This is a genomic window from Clavibacter sp. MX14-G9D (genome assembly GCF_032917815.1).
Classification (GTDB): Bacteria; Actinomycetota; Actinomycetes; order Actinomycetales; family Microbacteriaceae; genus Clavibacter; species Clavibacter michiganensis_K.
In genome coordinates, this window is sequence record NZ_JAVCVL010000032.1 from 1 (window position 1) to 18268 (window position 18268).

The 18268-nt window shown below is 73.4% G+C and carries 15 protein-coding genes and 1 pseudogene; 14 read left to right on the forward strand and 2 right to left on the reverse strand.

The window, feature by feature from the left end:
• Positions 1–37: 37 nt before the first annotated feature.
• Positions 38–715, reverse strand: a complete 678-nt coding sequence (locus Q6969_RS05010; protein ID WP_317229447.1) for a TRIC cation channel family protein — start codon at positions 713–715, stop codon at positions 38–40.
• Positions 716–833: 118 nt separating this feature from the next.
• On the opposite strand from Q6969_RS05010, the pseudogene recO reads away from it, so the two are divergent.
• The 4 genes and pseudogenes from recO to Q6969_RS05030 form a co-directional block, all read left to right on the forward strand.
• Positions 834–1547, forward strand: a pseudogene (gene recO, locus Q6969_RS05015) (DNA repair protein RecO); the annotation flags it as partial.
• A gap of 212 nt (positions 1548–1759) precedes the next feature.
• Positions 1760–2626, forward strand: a complete 867-nt coding sequence (locus Q6969_RS05020; protein WP_317229448.1) for an isoprenyl transferase — start codon at positions 1760–1762, stop codon at positions 2624–2626.
• 10 nt (positions 2627–2636) lie between these two features.
• Entirely contained in the window at positions 2637–3743 is a 1107-nt protein-coding gene (locus Q6969_RS05025; RefSeq protein ID WP_317229449.1) for a Gfo/Idh/MocA family oxidoreductase, read from the forward strand.
• Positions 3744–3852: 109 nt separating this feature from the next.
• Positions 3853–5238, forward strand: a complete 1386-nt coding sequence (locus Q6969_RS05030) for a glycine--tRNA ligase (RefSeq protein WP_317229450.1) — start codon at positions 3853–3855, stop codon at positions 5236–5238.
• Positions 5239–5305: 67 nt separating this feature from the next.
• Here the strand turns inward: Q6969_RS05030 and Q6969_RS05035 are convergent, their stop codons facing one another.
• A complete protein-coding gene (locus tag Q6969_RS05035; RefSeq protein WP_317229451.1) occupies positions 5306–5830 on the reverse strand; it encodes a YbaK/EbsC family protein in 525 nt (174 codons plus the stop codon).
• A 51-nt stretch (positions 5831–5881) separates the two neighbouring features.
• Between Q6969_RS05035 and Q6969_RS05040 the strand changes: the two genes are divergently transcribed.
• The 10 genes from Q6969_RS05040 to Q6969_RS05085 all read left to right on the forward strand — a co-directional run bounded on the left by Q6969_RS05040 (position 5882) and on the right by Q6969_RS05085 (position 18152).
• Positions 5882–6607, forward strand: a complete 726-nt coding sequence (locus Q6969_RS05040; protein WP_317229452.1) for a DsbA family oxidoreductase — start codon at positions 5882–5884, stop codon at positions 6605–6607.
• Entirely contained in the window at positions 6604–6858 is a 255-nt protein-coding gene (locus Q6969_RS05045; RefSeq protein WP_317229453.1) for a hypothetical protein, read from the forward strand. The genes Q6969_RS05040 and Q6969_RS05045 overlap by 4 nt, the downstream gene beginning before the upstream one ends.
• A gap of 93 nt (positions 6859–6951) precedes the next feature.
• Complete coding sequence (gene dusB, locus Q6969_RS05050) at positions 6952–8154, forward strand: tRNA dihydrouridine synthase DusB (RefSeq protein WP_317229454.1); 1203 nt, start codon at positions 6952–6954, stop codon at positions 8152–8154.
• A gap of 4 nt (positions 8155–8158) precedes the next feature.
• Positions 8159–9418, forward strand: coding sequence for a deoxyguanosinetriphosphate triphosphohydrolase (locus Q6969_RS05055; protein WP_317229455.1), 1260 nt, complete (start codon positions 8159–8161; stop codon positions 9416–9418).
• A gap of 49 nt (positions 9419–9467) precedes the next feature.
• Positions 9468–11387, forward strand: a complete 1920-nt coding sequence (gene dnaG, locus Q6969_RS05060) for a DNA primase (protein WP_317229456.1) — start codon at positions 9468–9470, stop codon at positions 11385–11387.
• A gap of 179 nt (positions 11388–11566) precedes the next feature.
• Positions 11567–13222: an ABC transporter substrate-binding protein gene (locus Q6969_RS05065; protein ID WP_317229457.1), complete on the forward strand. Its 1656-nt coding sequence runs from the start codon at positions 11567–11569 to the stop codon at positions 13220–13222.
• A 144-nt stretch (positions 13223–13366) separates the two neighbouring features.
• Positions 13367–14461: an ABC transporter permease gene (locus Q6969_RS05070; RefSeq protein ID WP_396335517.1), complete on the forward strand. Its 1095-nt coding sequence runs from the start codon at positions 13367–13369 to the stop codon at positions 14459–14461.
• A gap of 1 nt (position 14462) precedes the next feature.
• A complete protein-coding gene (locus Q6969_RS05075; RefSeq protein ID WP_317229458.1) occupies positions 14463–15437 on the forward strand; it encodes an ABC transporter permease in 975 nt (324 codons plus the stop codon).
• Complete coding sequence (locus tag Q6969_RS05080; RefSeq protein WP_317229459.1) at positions 15434–17146, forward strand: ABC transporter ATP-binding protein; 1713 nt, start codon at positions 15434–15436, stop codon at positions 17144–17146. Before Q6969_RS05075 ends, Q6969_RS05080 begins: the two co-directional genes overlap by 4 nt.
• A gap of 109 nt (positions 17147–17255) precedes the next feature.
• Positions 17256–18152: a dipeptide/oligopeptide/nickel ABC transporter ATP-binding protein gene (locus Q6969_RS05085; protein ID WP_317229460.1), complete on the forward strand. Its 897-nt coding sequence runs from the start codon at positions 17256–17258 to the stop codon at positions 18150–18152.
• The last annotated feature ends 116 nt before the right edge of the window (positions 18153–18268 follow it).

Genomic DNA, 18268 nt, shown 5'->3' on the forward strand with positions numbered 1-18268 from the left:
GTCAGCGGCGCCGTCAGCGGCGCGGTCAGCGGCGCGGTCAGCGGCGCGGGCGCGGGCGGCGGAGCGCCGTGAAGCGCAGCCGGCTGAGCGCCCGCTGCTCCGGGAGGCTCCAGCCGAAGCGCACGGCGAGCAGGCGCGTGGTGGCCGTGACGGCGACGCACACGATGGCGGCGACCCACATCGGCACCCCGAAGGCCGCCAGCGCGACGACGATGACGGCGCCGACGAGCGCCGCGACCGCGTACAGCGAGCCCACGTGCATCATCGCGATCGGCAGGTTCAGGAGCAGGTCGCGCACGAAGGACCCGCCGACCGCGGACACGACGCCGATGAACACGGCCGGCACCTCGGGCACGCCGGCCGCCAGGGCCTTCGACGTGCCGATGGCGCAGAACAGGCCGATGGTGAGGGCGTCGAGCACCGTGATGACGATGTCGAGGCGCGTGAAGATCCGCTCGAGGAGCATGCCGCCGAGGGCCGCCGCCACGGCGACGAGCATCAGCCAGTTGCTGGCGAGGGCCGCGGGGGTGACGTTGAGGAACACGTCGCGGAGGAGGCCGCCGCCGAGGCCGGTCGCCGTGCCGATGATGGCGACGCCCAGCAGGTCGAGGCGCCGGTCGCGGAAGCCCGCCGCGAACATGGCGCCCTGCAGGCTGCCGATGCTGACGGCCAGGAGGTCCGCCCAGAGCGGGATGGTGAGCGGGACGGGATCCATGGCCTCCCCTTGATAGCACAGCGGCGACCACCGCCCGGGCCCCGCGTGCCGCGTCCGGGCAGCCCCGCCCCGCGCGGCGGCGAAGGAGGAGGTCGGACGCGGGGCGGATAATCGACGGGTGCCCCTCTACCGTGACGAGATCGTCGTCCTGCGCACCCACAAGCTGGGCGAGGCGGACCGGATCGTCACGATGCTCTCGCGCCAGCACGGGAAGATCCGCGCCGTCGCGAAGGGCGTGCGCCGCACGCAGTCGAAGTTCGGCGCACGCCTCGAGCCGTTCATGGTCGCCGACGCCCAGTTCTTCGAGGGCCGGACCCTCGACATCATCACGCAGGCCGAGTCCATCGCCTCCTACGGCGCCCTCATCGCGAGCGACTACGGCAGCTACACGGCCGCCAGCGCCATGGTGGAGACGGCCGACCGGGTCACCGAGGACGAGGGCTCGCTGCAGCAGTACCTGCTCCTCGTCGGCGCGCTCCGCTCGCTCAGCCGCCGCGAGCACGGCGCGAGCCTCACGCTCGACTCGTACCTGCTGCGGAGCCTGTCCATGGCCGGCTGGGCGCCGAGCTTCCAGGACTGCGCCGTGACGGGCGCCCCGGGGCCCCACAGCGCGTTCGTCGTGCAGCTCGGCGGCGTGGTGGCGGACGCCGCCGCCCCGCCGGGGTCGCCGCGGCTCGACCCCGACACCCTCGCCCTGCTGTCCGCCCTGCTGACGGGCGACTGGCGGCACGCGGAGGCCGCGACGCTCCGATCCCAGGCCCGGGCGAGCGGCGTCGTCGCGGCGTACGCGCAGTGGCACCTCGACCGGGGCATCCGCTCGCTCGGGCTCGTCGACCGGAGCGACGCCCGCCAGCTCCTGCCGCCGACGGAGCAGCCCGTGCCGCTCGAGGAGCCGGACCTCGACGCGCGCGAGCCGGATCCCGCCGCGGCCCTCGCCGCCGCGACCGCCTCCGTGGTGCGCGCGACCCCCCGCGACGCGGACCCCGGGCCCGATGACGCGCCGACCACCCCCGCCGACCGCCCCCGAGCACAGGAGACCACCCCATGAGCCGACGCCCCGAGGTCCCCGGCCGCACCGACCTGCCGCTCGACTGGACGGGGGAGCAGCCCCCGCGCATCCCCGCCGACCTCGTGCCGAAGCACATCGCGGTCGTGATGGACGGCAACGGGCGCTGGGCGAACCAGCGCGGCCTGCCCCGCACGGCCGGGCACCAGGCGGGCGAGGAGGCCTGGTTCGACACGGTCGCGGGAGCGGTGCAGCTCGGCGCCACCCACCTGTCCGTGTACGCGTTCTCGACGGAGAACTGGAAGCGGTCGCCCGCCGAGGTGCGCTTCCTCATGGGGTTCAACCGCGACGTGATCCACCGCCGTCGCGACCAGCTGAACGCGTGGAACGTGCGGATCCGCTGGGCCGGCCGCCGCCCCCGCCTCTGGCGCAGCGTCATCGACGACCTGCGGGTCGCCGAGGAGATGACGAAGGACAACACGGGGATGACGCTGACGATGTGCATCAACTACGGCGGCCGCACCGAGATCGGCGACGCCGTCCGCCGCATCGCCGAGGACGTGGACGCGGGACGCCTCAAGGCCGCGCGCGTCGACGAGCGCACCATCCAGCGCTACCTCTACCTGCCCGACGTGCCCGACGTCGACCTCTTCATCCGCAGCTCGGGGGAGCAGCGCACCAGCAACTTCCTGCTCTGGCAGTCGGCGTACGCGGAGATGGTCTTCCTCGACCGCCTGTGGCCGGACTTCCGCCGCAAGGACCTGTGGGACGCCGTGGAGAGCTACGTGCACCGCGACCGACGGTTCGGGGGCGCGGTCGACGCCCACGCGGGCGACGCCGACGAGGGCTCCGCGGAGGACCCGGACGCGCTGCCGGGGGACGAGCGGAGCACGGCCGCTCAGTAGCATCGGGGGCGTGACCACTCCCGACACCGCGTCCCCGTCCGCCGCCGTCGCGCCCGAGGGCGCCGACGCCCCCATCCGCGTGGGGATCGTGGGATACGGCCTGGCCGGCCGCGTCTTCCACGCGCCCTTCCTCGCGGCGAGCCCCGACTACCGCATCGACCTCGTCAGCACCTCGGACCCCGACCGGGCCGCCCAGGTGCGCGAGCGCCACCCCGGCGCCGACGTGGTGGCGTCCGCCGACGAGCTGTTCGCCCGATCCGCCGAGCTCGACATGGTCGTCATCGCGTCGCCCGCCTCGGCGCACCTCCGCCAGGGCCTGCAGGCGCTGGACGCGCACCTGGCCGTGGTGATGGACAAGCCGTTCGTCGCCACCGTCGACGAGGCGCTCATGCTCATCGAGCGCGCGGAGGCGCTGGGGCTCCCGTTCTCCGTCTTCCAGAACCGGCGCCTCGACGGCGACTTCCTCACGGTGCGCGCCCTCATCGAGTCCGGCCGCCTCGGCGAGGTGCACCGGTTCGAGTCGACCTTCGAGCGCTGGGGCGGGCCCGTGCGCGACCGCTGGCAGGACCGCGAGACCCCGGCCGATGCCGCGGGCATCTCCTACGACCTCGGCAGCCACCTCATCGACCAGGCGCTGGAGCTGTTCGGCCCCGTCGTCGACTTCGCGGCCGAGCTCGCGACCGTCCGCGACGGCTCCGCCAGCGACGACGACGCCTTCTACTCGCTGCTGCACGAGTCCGGCGTGCAGTCGCACATCACGGTCAGCCGGGTAGCCGCGCTGGCGGGCCCCCGCTTCCGCGTCCTCGGCACCGCGGGCGCGTACGCCGTGCACGGGCTGGACCCGCAGGAGCCGCTGCTGAAGCAGGGCGCGTCGCCCGCCGACCCCGGCTTCGGCGAGGCGCCCGAGTCCGAGTGGGGCACGCTCGTGGAGGCGGCCGGCGATCCGGCGGGGGAGCGGATCCCCACCGAGCGCGGCCGCTACGCCGACTTCTACCGCATGATGGCCGACGCCGTCCGCGGCCGCGGGCCGGTCCCGGTGGAGCCGCGCGACTCGCTCGAGACGGTGCGCATCGTGGAGCTCGCGCACCGCCGCACCGCGGGCGACGACGAGGACTGAGCGGCCCCGCCGTAGACTGGGGCCCGCCTTTCCCCGGCGACCGCGGCATCCGCCGGGTCCCGCCGTCCGCCGACCGGGCACCCGGTCCGGCCCACACCTTGGAGTCATCGTGGCAACCCCCTCGCGTCTCGACCCGGTCATCAACCTCGCCAAGCGGCGCGGGTTCGTCTTCCAGGCGGGTGAGATCTACGGCGGCTCGCGCTCCGCGTGGGACTACGGGCCGCTCGGCGTGGCGCTCAAGGAGAACATCAAGCGCCAGTGGTGGCAGACCATGGTCAACGGCCGCGACGACGTCGTCGGGCTGGACTCCTCGGTCATCCTGCCCCGACGGGTGTGGGAGGCGTCCGGCCACGTCGAGGTCTTCAGCGACCCGCTGGTCGAGTCGCTGCACACGCACAAGCGCTTCCGCGCCGACCACCTCCTCGAGGCGTACGAGGCGAAGCACGGCCACCCGCCCGTCAACGGCCTCGCCGACGTCAACGACCCGGACACCGGCCAGCCCGGCTCCTGGACCGAGCCGCAGAACTTCTCGGGGCTCCTCAAGACGTACCTCGGGCCCGTCGACAACCAGGAGGGCATGCACTACCTCCGCCCGGAGACGGCGCAGGGCATCTTCGTCAACTTCGCCAACGTGCTGAGCGCGGCGCGCCAGAAGCCGCCGTTCGGCATCGGCCAGATCGGCAAGAGCTTCCGCAACGAGATCACGCCGCAGAACTGGATCTTCCGCACCCGCGAGTTCGAGCAGATGGAGATGGAGTTCTTCGTCGAGCCCGGCACGGACGCCGAGTGGCACCAGTACTGGATCGACCAGCGATTCGCCTGGTACACCGACCTCGGCATCGACCCGGAGAACCTGCGCCTCTTCGAGCACCCCGCCGAGAAGCTCTCGCACTACTCCACCCGCACCGTGGACATCGAGTACCGCTTCGGATTCGCGGGCGGCGCGTGGGGCGAGCTCGAGGGCATCGCGAACCGCACCGACTACGACCTCCGCACCCACTCCGAGGCCTCGGGCACCGACCTCTCCTACTTCGACCAGACGAAGAACGAGCGGTGGATCCCGTACGTCATCGAGCCCGCGGCGGGACTCACGCGCTCGATGATGGCGTTCCTCGTCGACGCGTACCACGAGGACGAGGCGCCCAACGCGAAGGGCGGCGTCGACAAGCGCACCGTGCTCCGCCTCGACCGCCGGCTCGCGCCTGTCAAGGTCGCCGTGCTGCCGCTCTCGCGCAACGAGAGGCTGTCGCCCGTGGCGCGCGAACTCGCCGGGGAGCTGCGCCGGAACTGGAACATCGAGTTCGACGACGCCGGTGCCATCGGCCGCCGCTACCGCCGGCAGGACGAGATCGGCACGCCGTTCTGCGTGACCGTGGACTTCGACACCCTCGACGACCGCGCCGTCACCGTGCGCGAGCGCGACACGATGGGCCAGGAGCGCATCCCGCTCGACGACCTCGTCGGCTACCTCGCGGGGCAGCTCGTCGGGGCCTGACCGCCCGGCACGGCACGACCGGTCCGCCGTCCCGACCCGCGCGAGGGGGGCCGGGGCGGCGGACCGGTCACCTGATCGTGAGCGGGTCGGTGAGGTCGCCGACGGTCGCGCCGAGCGCGGCGACGAGCGCGTCCGCGTCCACCAGCGCCGAGACGCCGTGCTCCCCGCCGCCCATGCCGATGCGCCGGCCGGCCATCCGCTCGTCCGCGTAGACCGGCAGGTCACCGTCGGCGCCGAGCGGCGTGATGGTCCCGCGCGCGTAGCCCGTCGCCGCGAGCGCGACCTCGGGCGCCGGCATGGACAGCTTGTTGACGCCGACGAGCGCGCGGAGCTTCGGCCAGCTGATCTGTCGGTCGCCGGGCACCAGGGCGATGAGCAGGTCGCCGTCGTGGCGCTTCACCACGAGCGACTTCACGAGGTGCGACGGGTCGATCCCGAGCCCGGCCGCGGCCTCGACCAGGGAGCCGGCGTCCGGGCGATCGACCACCTCGACGTCGAGGCCGAGGCGCGCGGCGTGCGCGAGGACGCGGTCGCGCCCGCGCGGGGCGGCGTCGGACGCGGAGGGGACGGAGGAGGGGGAGGTGTCGGCCATGCTCGGGCAACACCGCGGGAATGCCCGGGCTTCCCGATGCGTTCCACCGCCGTGACCGACTCCGCCGCCCCCGCCCTGCCCGCCCTCCGCGTCGACGTCTGGTCGGACATCGCGTGCCCGTGGTGCTACGTCGGCAAGCGGCGCTTCGAGACCGGCTTGCGCGACTTCCAGGCCCGGACCCCCGGCGCCCCCGACGTCGAGGTGACGTACCGCTCGTTCGAGCTGGCCCCCGACACCCCGGTGGACTTCCAGGGCACCGAGGTCGACTTCCTCGCGGGCCACAAGGGCATCCCGGCCGAGCGGGTCCGCACGATGCTGGCCGACATGACGCAGCTCGCGGCCGCCGAGGGCCTCGCCTACGACTACGACGCGCTCCAGCACACGAACACCGTGCTCGCCCACGAGCTGCTGCACCACGCCCGCACCCGCGGCCGGCAGCTCGAGATGGTGGAGCGCCTCCTCGCGGCCTACTTCACGGAGGGCCGGCACGTGGGCCGCGTCCCCGACCTCGTCGCGCTCGCGGTCGAGGCCGGCCTCGACGCCGACGAGGCGCGCGAGTCCCTGGAGTCCCACCGTCACCTGGCCGACGTGCGCGCCGACCAGGCGCAGGCGGTGGCGTACGGGATCAGCGGCGTGCCCTTCTTCGTGATCGACGAGCGCTTCGGCATCTCCGGCGCGCAGGACCCGTCGGTGTTCGCCTCCGCCCTGGGCGAGGCGCTGGCGGCCCGCGACGGCGACACCGTGCGGGTCGTCGCAGCCGACGGGGCCGGCCGATGAGCGCCGTCCCGGCGACCGGAACCTCGCCGACCGCGGTGTCCGGCCTCGCCATGCTCGGATCCGCCGACGCCGCCGCGTGCGAGGGGGACGCCTGCCTCGTGCCCACGGCCCCGCCGTCCGCGAGCGGCACCGCCTCGGCCGTCGCCGCATCCGACGCCGTGGCGCCCGGCACCGCGGCGCCCGACGACGGGTCTCCCGCCGCCGACCTCGCCCGCGTCCGCGACGCGATCGACGCCGGTCGGGCCATCTGACCCACCCCTCCCAGGCGGCCTCCGCCTGGCATCCGCGCGGGGATCCGCCCCGCGTCCGCCGCCCGCCGTCCCGGATGGGAGAATCGAACCGCCATGTCCTCTCCGACCCTCGCCCCCGCCGCTCCCGCACCCGCCTCCGAGCCCGCGCTCCGCATCGGCGGCATCCCGCTCGACGTGCCCGTCGTCCTCGCGCCCATGGCGGGCATCACCAACACGGCGTTCCGACGGCTCTGCCGCGAGTTCGGCGCCGGCCTCTACGTCAGCGAGATGATCACGAGCCGCGCCCTCGTCGAGCGCACGCCCGAGTCCATGCGGCTCATCACGCACCACCCGTCGGAGAAGGTGCGCTCCATCCAGCTCTACGGGGTCGACCCGAAGACGGTGCGCGAGGCCGTCACCATGCTCGTCGCGGAGGACCGCGCCGACCACATCGACCTGAACTTCGGCTGCCCGGTGCCCAAGGTCACGCGGAAGGGCGGCGGCGCCGCGCTCCCGTGGAAGCTCGGGCTGTTCACCGACATCGTCGAGGGCGCCGTGAAGGCGGCGGGGGACGTGCCCCTCACCGTCAAGATGCGCAAGGGCATCGACGCCGACCACCTCACCTACCTCGAGGCCGGACGCGCCGCCGAGGCCGCCGGCGTCGCGTCCATCGCCCTGCACGCGCGCACCGCGAGCGACTACTACAGCGGCCACGCCGACTGGTCGGCCATCGCGAAGCTGAAGCAGGCCGTCACGAGCGTGCCCGTCCTCGGCAACGGCGACATCTGGGCCGCCGAGGACGCCATCCGCATGATGGACGAGACCGGCGCCGACGGCGTGGTCGTCGGCCGCGGCTGCCTCGGGCGACCCTGGCTCTTCGGCGACCTCGCGGCCGTCTTCCACGCGCGCGCCGCGGGCCTCGACCCGGCGGACACGCCGCGGGCGCACCCCTCGCAGGGCGCCGTCGCCGACACCTTCCGCCGCCACGTCGAGCTCCTCGCCGAGTTCTTCGAGAGCGAGGAGCGCGGCTGCCGGGACGCGCGCAAGCACGTCGCGTGGTACTTCAAGGGCTACCCCGTCGGCGGCGACCTGCGGGCCGCGCTCGCGTCCGTCTCCTCGCTCGCGGAGCTCGACGGGCTGCTGGCCACCCTCGACCGCGACCAGCCCTACCCGGGCGCGGGCGCCGAGGGCGCGCGCGGCCGCCAGGGCAGCATGAAGCGCACGGCGCTGCCGGACCGGTGGCTCGAGAGCCGCGACATCGACGCGCAGGGAGCGATGGACATCGCGGACGGGGAGATCCACAACAGTGGCGGGTGAGGGCATGACGGAGCGGTCCACGTACAGCGAGACCGACGCCGAGCGCTGGTACCCGGAGCAGCACTCCTCCCGGCGCAGCGACTTCGCGCGCGACCGCGCCCGGCTGCTGCACTCGAGCGCGCTCCGGCGCCTCGCCGCGAAGACCCAGGTGCTGAGCCCCATGGCGGGCCTCGACTTCGCGAGGAACCGCCTCACCCACTCCCTGGAGGTCGCGCAGGTCGGCCGCGAGCTCGCCTCGAGCCTCGACCTCGACCCGGACGTCGTCGACACGGCGTGCCTGGCGCACGACATCGGGCACCCGCCCTTCGGCCACAACGGCGAGCGGGCGCTCAACGACTGGGCGGCCGACATCGGCGGCTTCGAGGGCAACGCGCAGACCCTGCGCCTCCTCACCCGGCTGGAGCCCAAGGTCATCGGGCCGGAGGGCCGGCCCTACGGCCTGAACCTCACCCGCGCGAGCCTCGACGCCAGCTGCAAGTACCCGTGGCCGAGCTCCCAGTCGGTGCCCGACCCCTCGGGTCGCGGCAAGTTCGGCTTCTACGACGACGACGTCGCGGCGTTCGCATGGCTGCGCGAGGGCGCTCCCGCGGGCCGTCGCTGCATCGAGGCCGAGGTCATGGACCTCAGCGACGACATCGCGTACTCGGTCCACGACTTCGAGGACGCCATCGTCGGCGGCTACGTCGACGTGCGCGCGCTCGGCGCCCGCGTCGACCACGAGGAGCTCGTGGACTCGATGGTGGCGTGGATCGGCGGGGCGCACTCGCACGAGGAGCTCATCCAGGCGTTCGACCGGCTCGACTCGCTCGACGTCTGGGTGGCCGAGTACGACGGCGGCCGCGGAGCCCAGGCGGCGCTGAAGGACCTGACCAGCCAGCTCATCGGCCGGTTCGCCGGCGCGGCGACGCAGCTGACGCGCGCGACCCACACCGACCGCAGCCTCATCCGGTTCGGCGCGCACGTGGTGGTGCCGCGGGCCATCCAGGCCGAGATCGCGGTGCTCAAGGGCATCGTCGCCGCGTTCGTCATGTCGAAGAACACCCGCCAGCCCATCTACGCGCGTCAGCGCGAGGTCCTCGCGGGCCTCGCCGACGCCCTGCACGCGCGCGGCGCCGACGAGCTCGACCCCGGCTTCGCGGGCGACTGGCGGGAGGCCGCGGACGACGGCGCGCGCAAGCGCGTCATCGTCGACCAGGTCGCCAGCCTCACCGACCAGTCGGCCATAGCCTGGTACGAGCGCCTGTGCGCGCGGCCCGTCTTCTGACGCCCGCGACGCCCTCGGACGCCCCTCGGCCCGGACGTAGGATGAGCCAATGGCCCTGATCCGGAAGAGCGACATCGACGAGGTGCGCTCCCGGGTGAACCTCGGCGACGTGGTGGGGGAGTACGTCACCCTGAAGTCGGCCGGCGTCGGGTCGCTCAAGGGGCTCTGCCCCTTCCACGACGAGCGCACGCCGAGTTTCCACGTGCGCCCCCAGGTCGGCTTCTACCACTGCTTCGGCTGCGGCGAGGGCGGCGACGTCTACACGTTCCTGCAGCGCATGGACCACGTGACCTTCGCGGACGCCGTCGAGCGCATGGCGCAGCGCATCGGCTACCAGCTGCACTACGAGGACGGCCAGGCCGCCACCGACCAGGGCAACCGCTCGCGCCTCCTCGGCGCGAACGAGGCGGCCGCGGCGTTCTTCGTCGAGCAGCTCGGATCCGAGGAGGCGGAGATCGGCCGCACGTTCCTCGGGGAGCGCGGGTTCGACCAGGGCGCGGCCCAGCGCTTCGGCGTCGGCTTCGCCCCGCAGAGCTGGGACGCGCTGTCCTCGCACCTGAAGGGCAAGGGCTACACGGAGGCCGAGCTCGTCACCGCCGGGCTCCTCAGCCAGGGCGACCGCGGCGCCTACGACCGCTTCCGCGGCCGGCTCGTGTGGCCCATCCGCGACCTCACGGGCGCGACCGTCGGCTTCGGGGCGCGGCGCCTGCGGGAGGACGACAAGGGCCCGAAGTACCTCAACACCCCGGAGACGCCCGTCTACCACAAGAGCTCCGTGCTCTACGGGCTCGACCTCGCGAAGCGCGACGTGAGCCGCGGGCGCCAGGTCGTCGTCGTGGAGGGCTACACCGACGTCATGGCCTGCCACCTCGCCGGCGTCACCACCGCGGTCGCCACCTGCGGCACGTCGTTCGGGGTCGACCACATCAAGGTCCTCCGTCGCGTGCTCGGCGACGACAGCGGGCTCGGCGAGGTCGTCTTCACGTTCGACCCGGACGCGGCCGGGCAGAAGGCCGCCATGCGCGCCTTCTCCGAGGAGCGGCGCTTCGCCGCCCAGACCTACGTCGCCGTGGGTCCGGAGGGCCTCGACCCCTGCGACCTCCGCCTCACGCGCGGCGACGACGCCGTGCGCCGCATGATCCAGGGCAAGAAGCCCATGTTCGAGTTCGCCATCAAGCAGATCCTCGCGGACCACGACCTCGAGACCGTCGAGGGCCGGGTGGCCGCGCTGCGCGCCGCCGCGCCCGTGGTAGCGGACATCCGCGACCCCTCCCTCCGGCCCGGGTACGCGCGGGAGCTCGCCGGCTGGCTCGGCATGGACCTCAGCGAGGTCGGCCGCGCCGTCCAGACCGCGGGCCGCAGCACGCCCGCCGACGGGGCCGACCGCTCGGGCGGCGCCCCCGCCGGTCGCGGCGGATCGGGTGGCCCGGACGGCGGCGGACACGGTCGTGGCGGCGGGTACGACGACGGCGCGACGGTCGAGAGCGCCCGGTCGATGTCGCTCATGGACCTGCCCACCGACCTCGCCACCCGCCTCGAGCGGGACGCGCTGATGGCGATGCTGCAGCACCCCGAGCTGGTGGGGAACGACCTCGTGATGCGCGCGGCCCAGGTGGCGTTCGTCAACGAGAGCCTGGCGGTCGTGCGCGACGGGGTCATCGCGAGCATGGAGGCCCTCGGCGGCGCCGACTGGCTCTCGCGCGTCGCGCTCGAGGTCCCGGAGTCCTTCGCCACGCTCGTCAAGCAGCTGGGCGTCGCGCCGCTGCCGAACCGGGGCGACGCCGACAAGCTCGCGATCTACGTGAAGGGCGTCACGGCGGAGCTCGTCGGCCGCGACCTCCTGCGCCGGAAGGCCGACCTCATCGGGCGGCTGCAGCGCACGGACGCCACGCACGAGCGCGAGCGCTACCAGGGGATCCAGCGCGAGCTGATGCAGGTCGAGGCCGAGCGCCGCGCCCTCCGCGAGTGACGTCGTCGGCCGAGCGGGCGCCCGCGGACGGCCATGTTGCGATCATGTGAAGAAGCGCGCCGACGCGTCCCCGGGGTCCGGGCTGCTGTTTCCCGTGTGTTAGAAATCATTCACAGCACAGCGTCCGTGTCTCCTCGATGCACGGGCGCGATCCCCTCCACGAAAGAGGCATTCGGAACATGACGTCCGCATTCTCCCGGCGCTCCCGCGTCCTGCTCGCCACGGCCGGGTTCTCCGCCGCGGCCCTCGTCCTCGCCGGCTGCTCCGGCGGCTCCGGCGACCCGCTCGCCGAGGACGACGCAGCCGGCGGCGGCTCCGTCGTCGTCGGCACGACCGACAAGGTCCTGTCGCTCGACCCCGCGGGCTCCTACGACAACGGCTCCTTCGCGGTGCAGAACCAGGTCTACCCGTTCCTGTTCAACAGCCCCTACGGCAGCCCCGACGTCGAGCCCGACCTCGCCGAGTCCGGCGAGTACACCTCGCCCAACGAGTTCACCGTGACGCTGAAGCCGGACCTGAAGTTCGCCAACGGCAACGCCCTCACCGCGAGCGACGTGAAGTTCACGTTCGACCGCGTCGCGACCATCGCCGCCAACGGCGCCGACAACGGCAACGGACCGTCGTCGCTCCTCGCGAACGTCGAGAGCGTGGCCGCTCCCGACGACACCACGGTCGTCTTCACGCTGAAGACCGCCAACGACCAGACCTTCGAGCAGGTGCTGTCGAGCCCCGCCGGCCCCATCGTGGACGAGGACGTGTTCCCCGCCGACGCGCTCGCGGACCCCGCCGACATCGTCTCGGCGAACGCCTTCGCGGGCCAGTACGTCATCACCGACTTCGACCTGAACCAGCTCGTCGCGTACGCGCCGAACCCGGACTACCAGGGCGTCCTCCCGAAGGCCGCGAACAGCGGCGTGACCGCGCGCTACTACGCGGACGAGACCACGATGAAGCTCGCCGTGCAGAACGGCGAGATCGACGTCGCCGGCCGCTCGCTCGGCGCCACCGACATCGCCGACCTCAAGGAGGACGACTCGGTCCAGGTCATCGACGGCCCCGGCGGCGAGATCCGCTACATCACGTTCAACCTGAACACGCAGCCGTTCGGCAAGACCACGGGCGAGGCCGACGAGGCCAAGGCCCTCGCGGTGCGCCAGGCGGCCGCCGACCTCATCGACCGCGACGAGCTCTCGACCGAGGTCTACAACGGCACCTACACGCCGCTCTACTCCTACGTGGCCGACGGCCTGTCGGGCGCGAACGAGGCGCTCAAGGGCCTGTACGGCGACGGCGACGGCGGACCCGACGCGGACAAGGCCGCCAAGGCCCTCTCCGACGCGGGCGTCGCGACGCCCGTCGCGCTGCAGCTGCAGTTCAACCCGGACCACTACGGCGCGGGCTCGGACGACGAGTACGCGCTCATCAAGCAGCAGCTCGAGGCGACCGGCCTGTTCCAGGTCAACCTGCAGTCCACCATCTGGGACCAGTACAGCAAGGCCCGCGTCAACGACGAGTACCCGGCGTACCAGCTCGGCTGGTTCCCCGACTACTCGGACGCGGACAACTACCTGACGCCGTTCTTCTCCCCGCAGTCGTTCGTCAAGAACCACTACGACGACGCCGCCGTGGCCGACCTCATCACGCAGCAGCTGTCGGAGGCCGACGCCACGAAGCGCGCCGACCTCATCGGCCAGATCCAGGACGCGGTCGCGGCCGACCTGCCGACCATCCCGCTGCTCCAGGGCTCGCAGGTCGCCGTCGCCGGCGAGGGCGTGGACGGCGTCACCCTCGACGCGTCGTTCAAGTTCCGCTACGCGCCCATCACCAAGGGCTGAGCCGACCGGGGAGGGACGTCGCGCTGACGTCCCTCCCCGCCTCGGATGGGGCGTCCCGCTTCGGCGGGACGCCCCACTCCTGTGTCATCGTCCGCGGCACGACCTGCCCGCGGCGATCCCCCCGACCCGAAAGGCCCACCCGCCGTGACCGTCATCCCGGACGCCATCCCCGCGTCCGCGCCCCCCGGGGCGCAGCAGCCCAAGGCCCGGAAGCAGGGGATCGGGCTCGGCCAGTACATCCTCATCCGCGCCGTGCTGATCATCCCGACCGTGTTCATCCTCGTGACGCTGGTGTTCTTCCTCATGCGGATCGTGGGCGACCCCATCTCCGCCGCCGTCGGCGACCGCCTCACCCCGGAGCAGCTCCAGGAGCGCCTCGCGACCGCCGGCTTCGACCGGCCGATCATCGTGCAGTACCTCGAGTACCTCGGCCAGATCGCCACGGGCAACTTCGGCCGCTCGCTCACCGACAACCGGCTCATCAGCGAGGTGCTGCTGCAGTACGGCTCGGCCACGCTCGAGCTCGTCGTCTACTCGCTCATCGTCGCGTTCCTCATCGGGATCCCGCTCGGCCTCGTCGCCGCCTACTTCAAGGACCGCACGCCCGACGCCGTGCTGCGCATCCTCGCGATCCTCGCCTACGCCACGCCCGTGTTCTTCGCCGGCCTCCTCCTCAAGCTCGTCTTCTCGGTCTGGCTCGGGATCCTGCCGCTGTCCGGGCGCGCGGACACGCGCGTCGAGGTGGCGCTCGGCCGGCTGGAGAACCCGACCGGCATCTACCTCATCGACGCCCTCCGCCTCGGGAGCCCGACCGCCGTGAGCGACGTGCTCGAGCACGCGGTGCTCCCGGCGCTCGCGCTCGGCCTCCTCACCGCCGGCATCTTCCTCCGCCTCGTGCGCACCAACGTCATCTCGACGCTCGGCACCGAGTACGTGGACGCCGCCCGCTCCCGCGGGGTCGGCGAGTTCCGGCTCACCACGCGGCACGCGCTGAAGCCCGCGCTCATCCCCATCATCACCGTGGTGGGCCTGCAGATCGCCGTCATGCTCGGCGGCGCGGTGCTCACCGAGACCACGTTCGAGTGGCGGGGCCTCGGCTTCCAGCTCGCGCAGTACCTCGCGGCCCGCGACTTCGTGGCCGTGCAGGGTATCGTCGCGCTGCTGGCCGTGATCGTGGCCGTGACGAACTTCATCGTCGACGTCGTCGCGGCGCTCATCGACCCGCGAGTGAGGTACTGACATGACCGACACCACCACCGCACCCGCGCCCGTCCCCGCGCGCCGCACCCTGTTCCAGCGCCTGCCGCTCGTCTCGCACGTGCGGCAGAGCGTCGGGCTCCAGCGCGGCATGCTCGTCGCCGGAATGGTCATCACGGGCGTCTTCATCCTGCTGGCCGCGTTCGCCCCGCTCATCGCCCCGTTCGGCTTCGCGCAGGGACGCGACGACGGCGGCTCGTTCCCGCGCCAGTCGGCGCCCGACGCGACGCACCTCTGGGGCACCACGGTCGGCGGCTACGACGTGTTCTCCCGGGTCGTCTGGGGCACGCAGACCGCGCTCTCGGTCGTCGTGATCGCCGTCGTCCTGTCGCTGTTCGTCGGCGTGCTGCTCGGCGTCGTGTCGGGCTACCTGGGCGGCTGGCTCGACCGGATCCTCGTCGTCATCGCCGACGCCATCTACCCGTTCCCGACGCTCCTGCTCGCGATCGTGGTGAGCATCGTGCTGAACGGCGGGCAGTCGAGCCTCTGGGGCGGCATCCTGTCGGCGGCCGTGAGCATCACGGTCGTCTACATCCCGCAGTACTTCCGCGTCATCCGCGCCGAGGTGGTGCGGTTGAAGGCCGAGGCGTTCGTCGAGTCGGCGAAGGTCATCGGCACCTCGACGCCGCGGATCATGTTCGTGCACGTCCTGCGGAACTCCACCCGCACGCTGCCGCTGATCCTCACGCTCAACGCGTCCGAGGCGATCCTCACCCTCGCGGGCCTCGGGTTCCTCGGCTTCGGCATCTCGCCCACGTCCGCCGCGGAGTGGGGCTACGACCTCAACCGGGCGCTCGCCGACACCGCGAGCGGCGTCTGGTGGACGGGCGTGTTCCCCGGCGTCGCGATCGTCCTGCTCGTGCTCGGCCTGACCCTCGTCGGCGAGAGCGTCAACGACATCTCCGACCCCAAGCTGCGCGCCCGCAAGCGCGCGGAGAAGAAGAAGGTGACCGCATGAGCGACGTCGTCGAGATCCGCGACCTCGGGGTGACGTTCGCGACCGACGGCGGCGACGTCCGCGCGGTCGACGGCGTCTCCCTCCGGGTGTCGCCCGGCGAGATCCTCGCCATCGTGGGGGAGTCGGGGTCGGGCAAGTCCGTCACCGCCCGCACCGTGCTCGGCCTCCTGCCCGACACCGCCGTCACCGACGGCGCGGTCCTCCTCAGCGACCGCAAGGGCCAGGGCGCGGTCGACGTGCTGTCCCTCTCGGCCGACAAGCTGCGCCAGGTGCGCGGCCGGGACGTCGCGATGGTGTTCCAGGAGCCGTCCACGGCCCTGAACCCGGTGCACACGGTGGGCTGGCAGATCATCGAGGGCCTCCGCGCCCACGGCCGCGTCTCCCGGAAGGAGGCGCGCGCGAAGGCGATCGACATCCTCCGCCGCGTCGGCATCCCCGACCCCGAGACCCGCGTCGACCACTACCCGCACCAGTTCTCCGGCGGGCAGAAGCAGCGCGTCGTCATCGCGATGGCGCTCGTGCTGGACCCGGGCCTCATCGTGGCGGACGAGCCGACGACGGCCCTCGACGTGACCGTCCAGGCCGAGATCCTCGACCTGCTGCGCCGCTGCCGGGACGAGTTCGGCGCGGCCGTGATCCTCATCACGCACAACATGGGCGTCGTGGCGGACCTCGCGGACCGCGTCGCGGTCATGTACCGCTCCCGGCTCGTCGAGCAGGCCGACGTGGCGACGCTGTTCTCGGCGCCGCGCGAGGAGTACACGCGGAACCTCCTCGCCTCCGTCCCGAAGCTCGGCGAGGGCGTGGCGGCGACCGTGGAGCGCGCCGCGGTGCGCACGCGGGCCCGGGAGGCGTCGGGCACGGAGACGGCGCCCGTCGTCGTCGCCCGGGGTCTGCACATCGAGTACCCGGGCCGGCTCGGGGCGCCCGCGTTCCGCGCCGTCAAGGGCGTCGACCTGCACATCGAGGCGGGCGAGGTCCTCGGGCTCGTGGGGGAGTCGGGATCCGGCAAGACCACCATCGGCCGCGCCATCGCCGGCCTCACGAACGTGACCGGCGGATCCCTGCAGGTCCTCGGCACGGAGATGCTGGGCGTGCGGGAGCGCGACTTCCGGAAGCTGCGCAGCGACATCGGGTTCGTGTTCCAGGACCCCGCCACGAGCTTCAACCCGCGGCTCACCATCGCGGAGTGCGTCGCCGAGCCGCTCATCGTCCACGGACGCGCGCGGTCGCCGCAGGCCGCGCGCGGTCGGGTCGACGAGCTGCTCGAGGCCGTGCAGCTGCCGAGGGCGTTCGGCGACCGCTACCCGCACGAGCTCTCGGGCGGCCAGCGCCAGCGCGCCAGCCTCGCCCGCGGCCTCGCGCTCGAGCCGTCCCTGCTCGTGGCCGACGAGCCGACGAGCGCGCTCGACGTGTCGGTGCAGGCGCGCGTCCTGGAGCTCTTCGCGGAGCTGCAGCGCGAGCTCGGGTTCGCGGCGCTGTTCATCAGCCACGACCTCGCGGTCGTCGACCTCCTCGCCGACCGGATCGCCGTGCTCTACCGCGGCGAGCTGGTCGAGGAGGGCACGGGCGCCCAGGTGCTCGGCGACCCGCAGCACCCGTACACGCAGCGGCTGCTCGCCTCGCTGCCCGTGCCGGATCCCGCCGAGCAGGCCGAGCGGCGCGCGCGCCTGCACGCCCTCCGCGCCGCCGAGCGGCCCGCCGGCTAGGCGCGGGGCGCGCCGTCCGGCCGACGCCGGGCATGATGGGACGGAACCCGCATCCGTCGTCCGGCCGAACGCCGCCGGCCGGACGACGACGCCGAGGACGGAGCAGCGCATGACGCACACCCCCCGAGACGCCACCGCCGGTACGTCGACGGAGCCGGTCCTGGACGTGCGCGACCTGCGGCTCGCCTACCCCGCCCGGCGGGGCGCGGAGGCGCCCCCGGCGGTCGACGGCGTCACGCTGCGCCTCGAGCCCGGCGAGGTGCTCGGCGTGGTCGGGGCGAGCGGATCCGGCAAGTCGTCCCTCGCCCGCGTGCTCGCGGGCCTCGTCCCGTCCGGCGACGAGGGCGCCGCGGTCCCGCGCATCACGGGCGGCGACGCCGCGGTGCTGGGCCAGGGCCTCCGTCGCATGGGCCGCCGCGCCCGGACCCGCACGACGTACGGCATCGGCTACGTGCCGCAGGACGCGGGCACGACGCTGCACCCGCAGCTGACGGCGAGCGAGGCCATCGCCGAGCCGATCTTCTCCCGCGACCGCCGCTTCGACAGCCAGGTCGCGGCACGCCGGGTCGTGACGCTGCTGACGGCGCTCGACCTCCCTCCGGGCACGCAGGACCGCTATCCGCACGAGCTGTCGAGCGGGCAGCGGCAGCGCGTGGCGCTCGCGCGCGCCCTCGTGCTGGGACCGCGGCTGCTGATCGCCGACGAGCCCACCTCGGGCGTCGACGTGATGAGCCGGGTCGCGGTCCTCGACCTCCTGCGCGACCTGCAGTCCCGCGGCGGCTTCTCCGCCCTCGTGGTCAGCCACGACCTCGCCGTCGTGGAGCGGCTCACCGACCGCCTCGCCGTCATGCACCGCGGCACGCTCGTGGGGTACGGCGCCGTCGACGACGTGCTGCGGGATCCGACGCACCCGTACGTCCGCGACCTCGCGGAGTCCCGCACTGCCGCCGACCGCGGCGGTCCCGCGGGCGCGGGCCCGGGCGACCCGGGGACGGACGGCCGATGACGGCGCCGGGCCCCGCGCCCGACGATCCCGACCTCGCGGTCTCGTCCGACCTCGCGCTCGCGTCCCTCATCGCGGGGACGGCCCTCGCCGGCACCGGAGCGCGCGCCGAGACCCTG

Bases quoted from the DNA above. Each gene is read 5' to 3' on its own strand.
- Q6969_RS05035 (WP_317229451.1), bottom strand. From the start codon at position 5,830: ATGGCCGACACCTCCCCCTCCTCCGTCCCCTCCGCGTCCGACGCCGCC.
- Q6969_RS05075 (WP_317229458.1), top strand. From the start codon at position 14,463: ATGACCGACACCACCACCGCACCCGCGCCCGTCCCCGCGCGCCGCACC.
- Q6969_RS05080 (WP_317229459.1), top strand. From the start codon at position 15,434: ATGAGCGACGTCGTCGAGATCCGCGACCTCGGGGTGACGTTCGCGACC.
- dusB (WP_317229454.1), top strand. From the start codon at position 6,952: ATGTCCTCTCCGACCCTCGCCCCCGCCGCTCCCGCACCCGCCTCCGAG.
- dnaG (WP_317229456.1), top strand. From the start codon at position 9,468: ATGGCCCTGATCCGGAAGAGCGACATCGACGAGGTGCGCTCCCGGGTG.
- Q6969_RS05065 (WP_317229457.1), top strand. From the start codon at position 11,567: ATGACGTCCGCATTCTCCCGGCGCTCCCGCGTCCTGCTCGCCACGGCC.
- Q6969_RS05045 (WP_317229453.1), top strand. From the start codon at position 6,604: ATGAGCGCCGTCCCGGCGACCGGAACCTCGCCGACCGCGGTGTCCGGC.
- Q6969_RS05085 (WP_317229460.1), top strand. From the start codon at position 17,256: ATGACGCACACCCCCCGAGACGCCACCGCCGGTACGTCGACGGAGCCG.
- Q6969_RS05055 (WP_317229455.1), top strand. From the start codon at position 8,159: ATGACGGAGCGGTCCACGTACAGCGAGACCGACGCCGAGCGCTGGTAC.
- Q6969_RS05010 (WP_317229447.1), bottom strand. From the start codon at position 715: ATGGATCCCGTCCCGCTCACCATCCCGCTCTGGGCGGACCTCCTGGCC.
- Q6969_RS05020 (WP_317229448.1), top strand. From the start codon at position 1,760: ATGAGCCGACGCCCCGAGGTCCCCGGCCGCACCGACCTGCCGCTCGAC.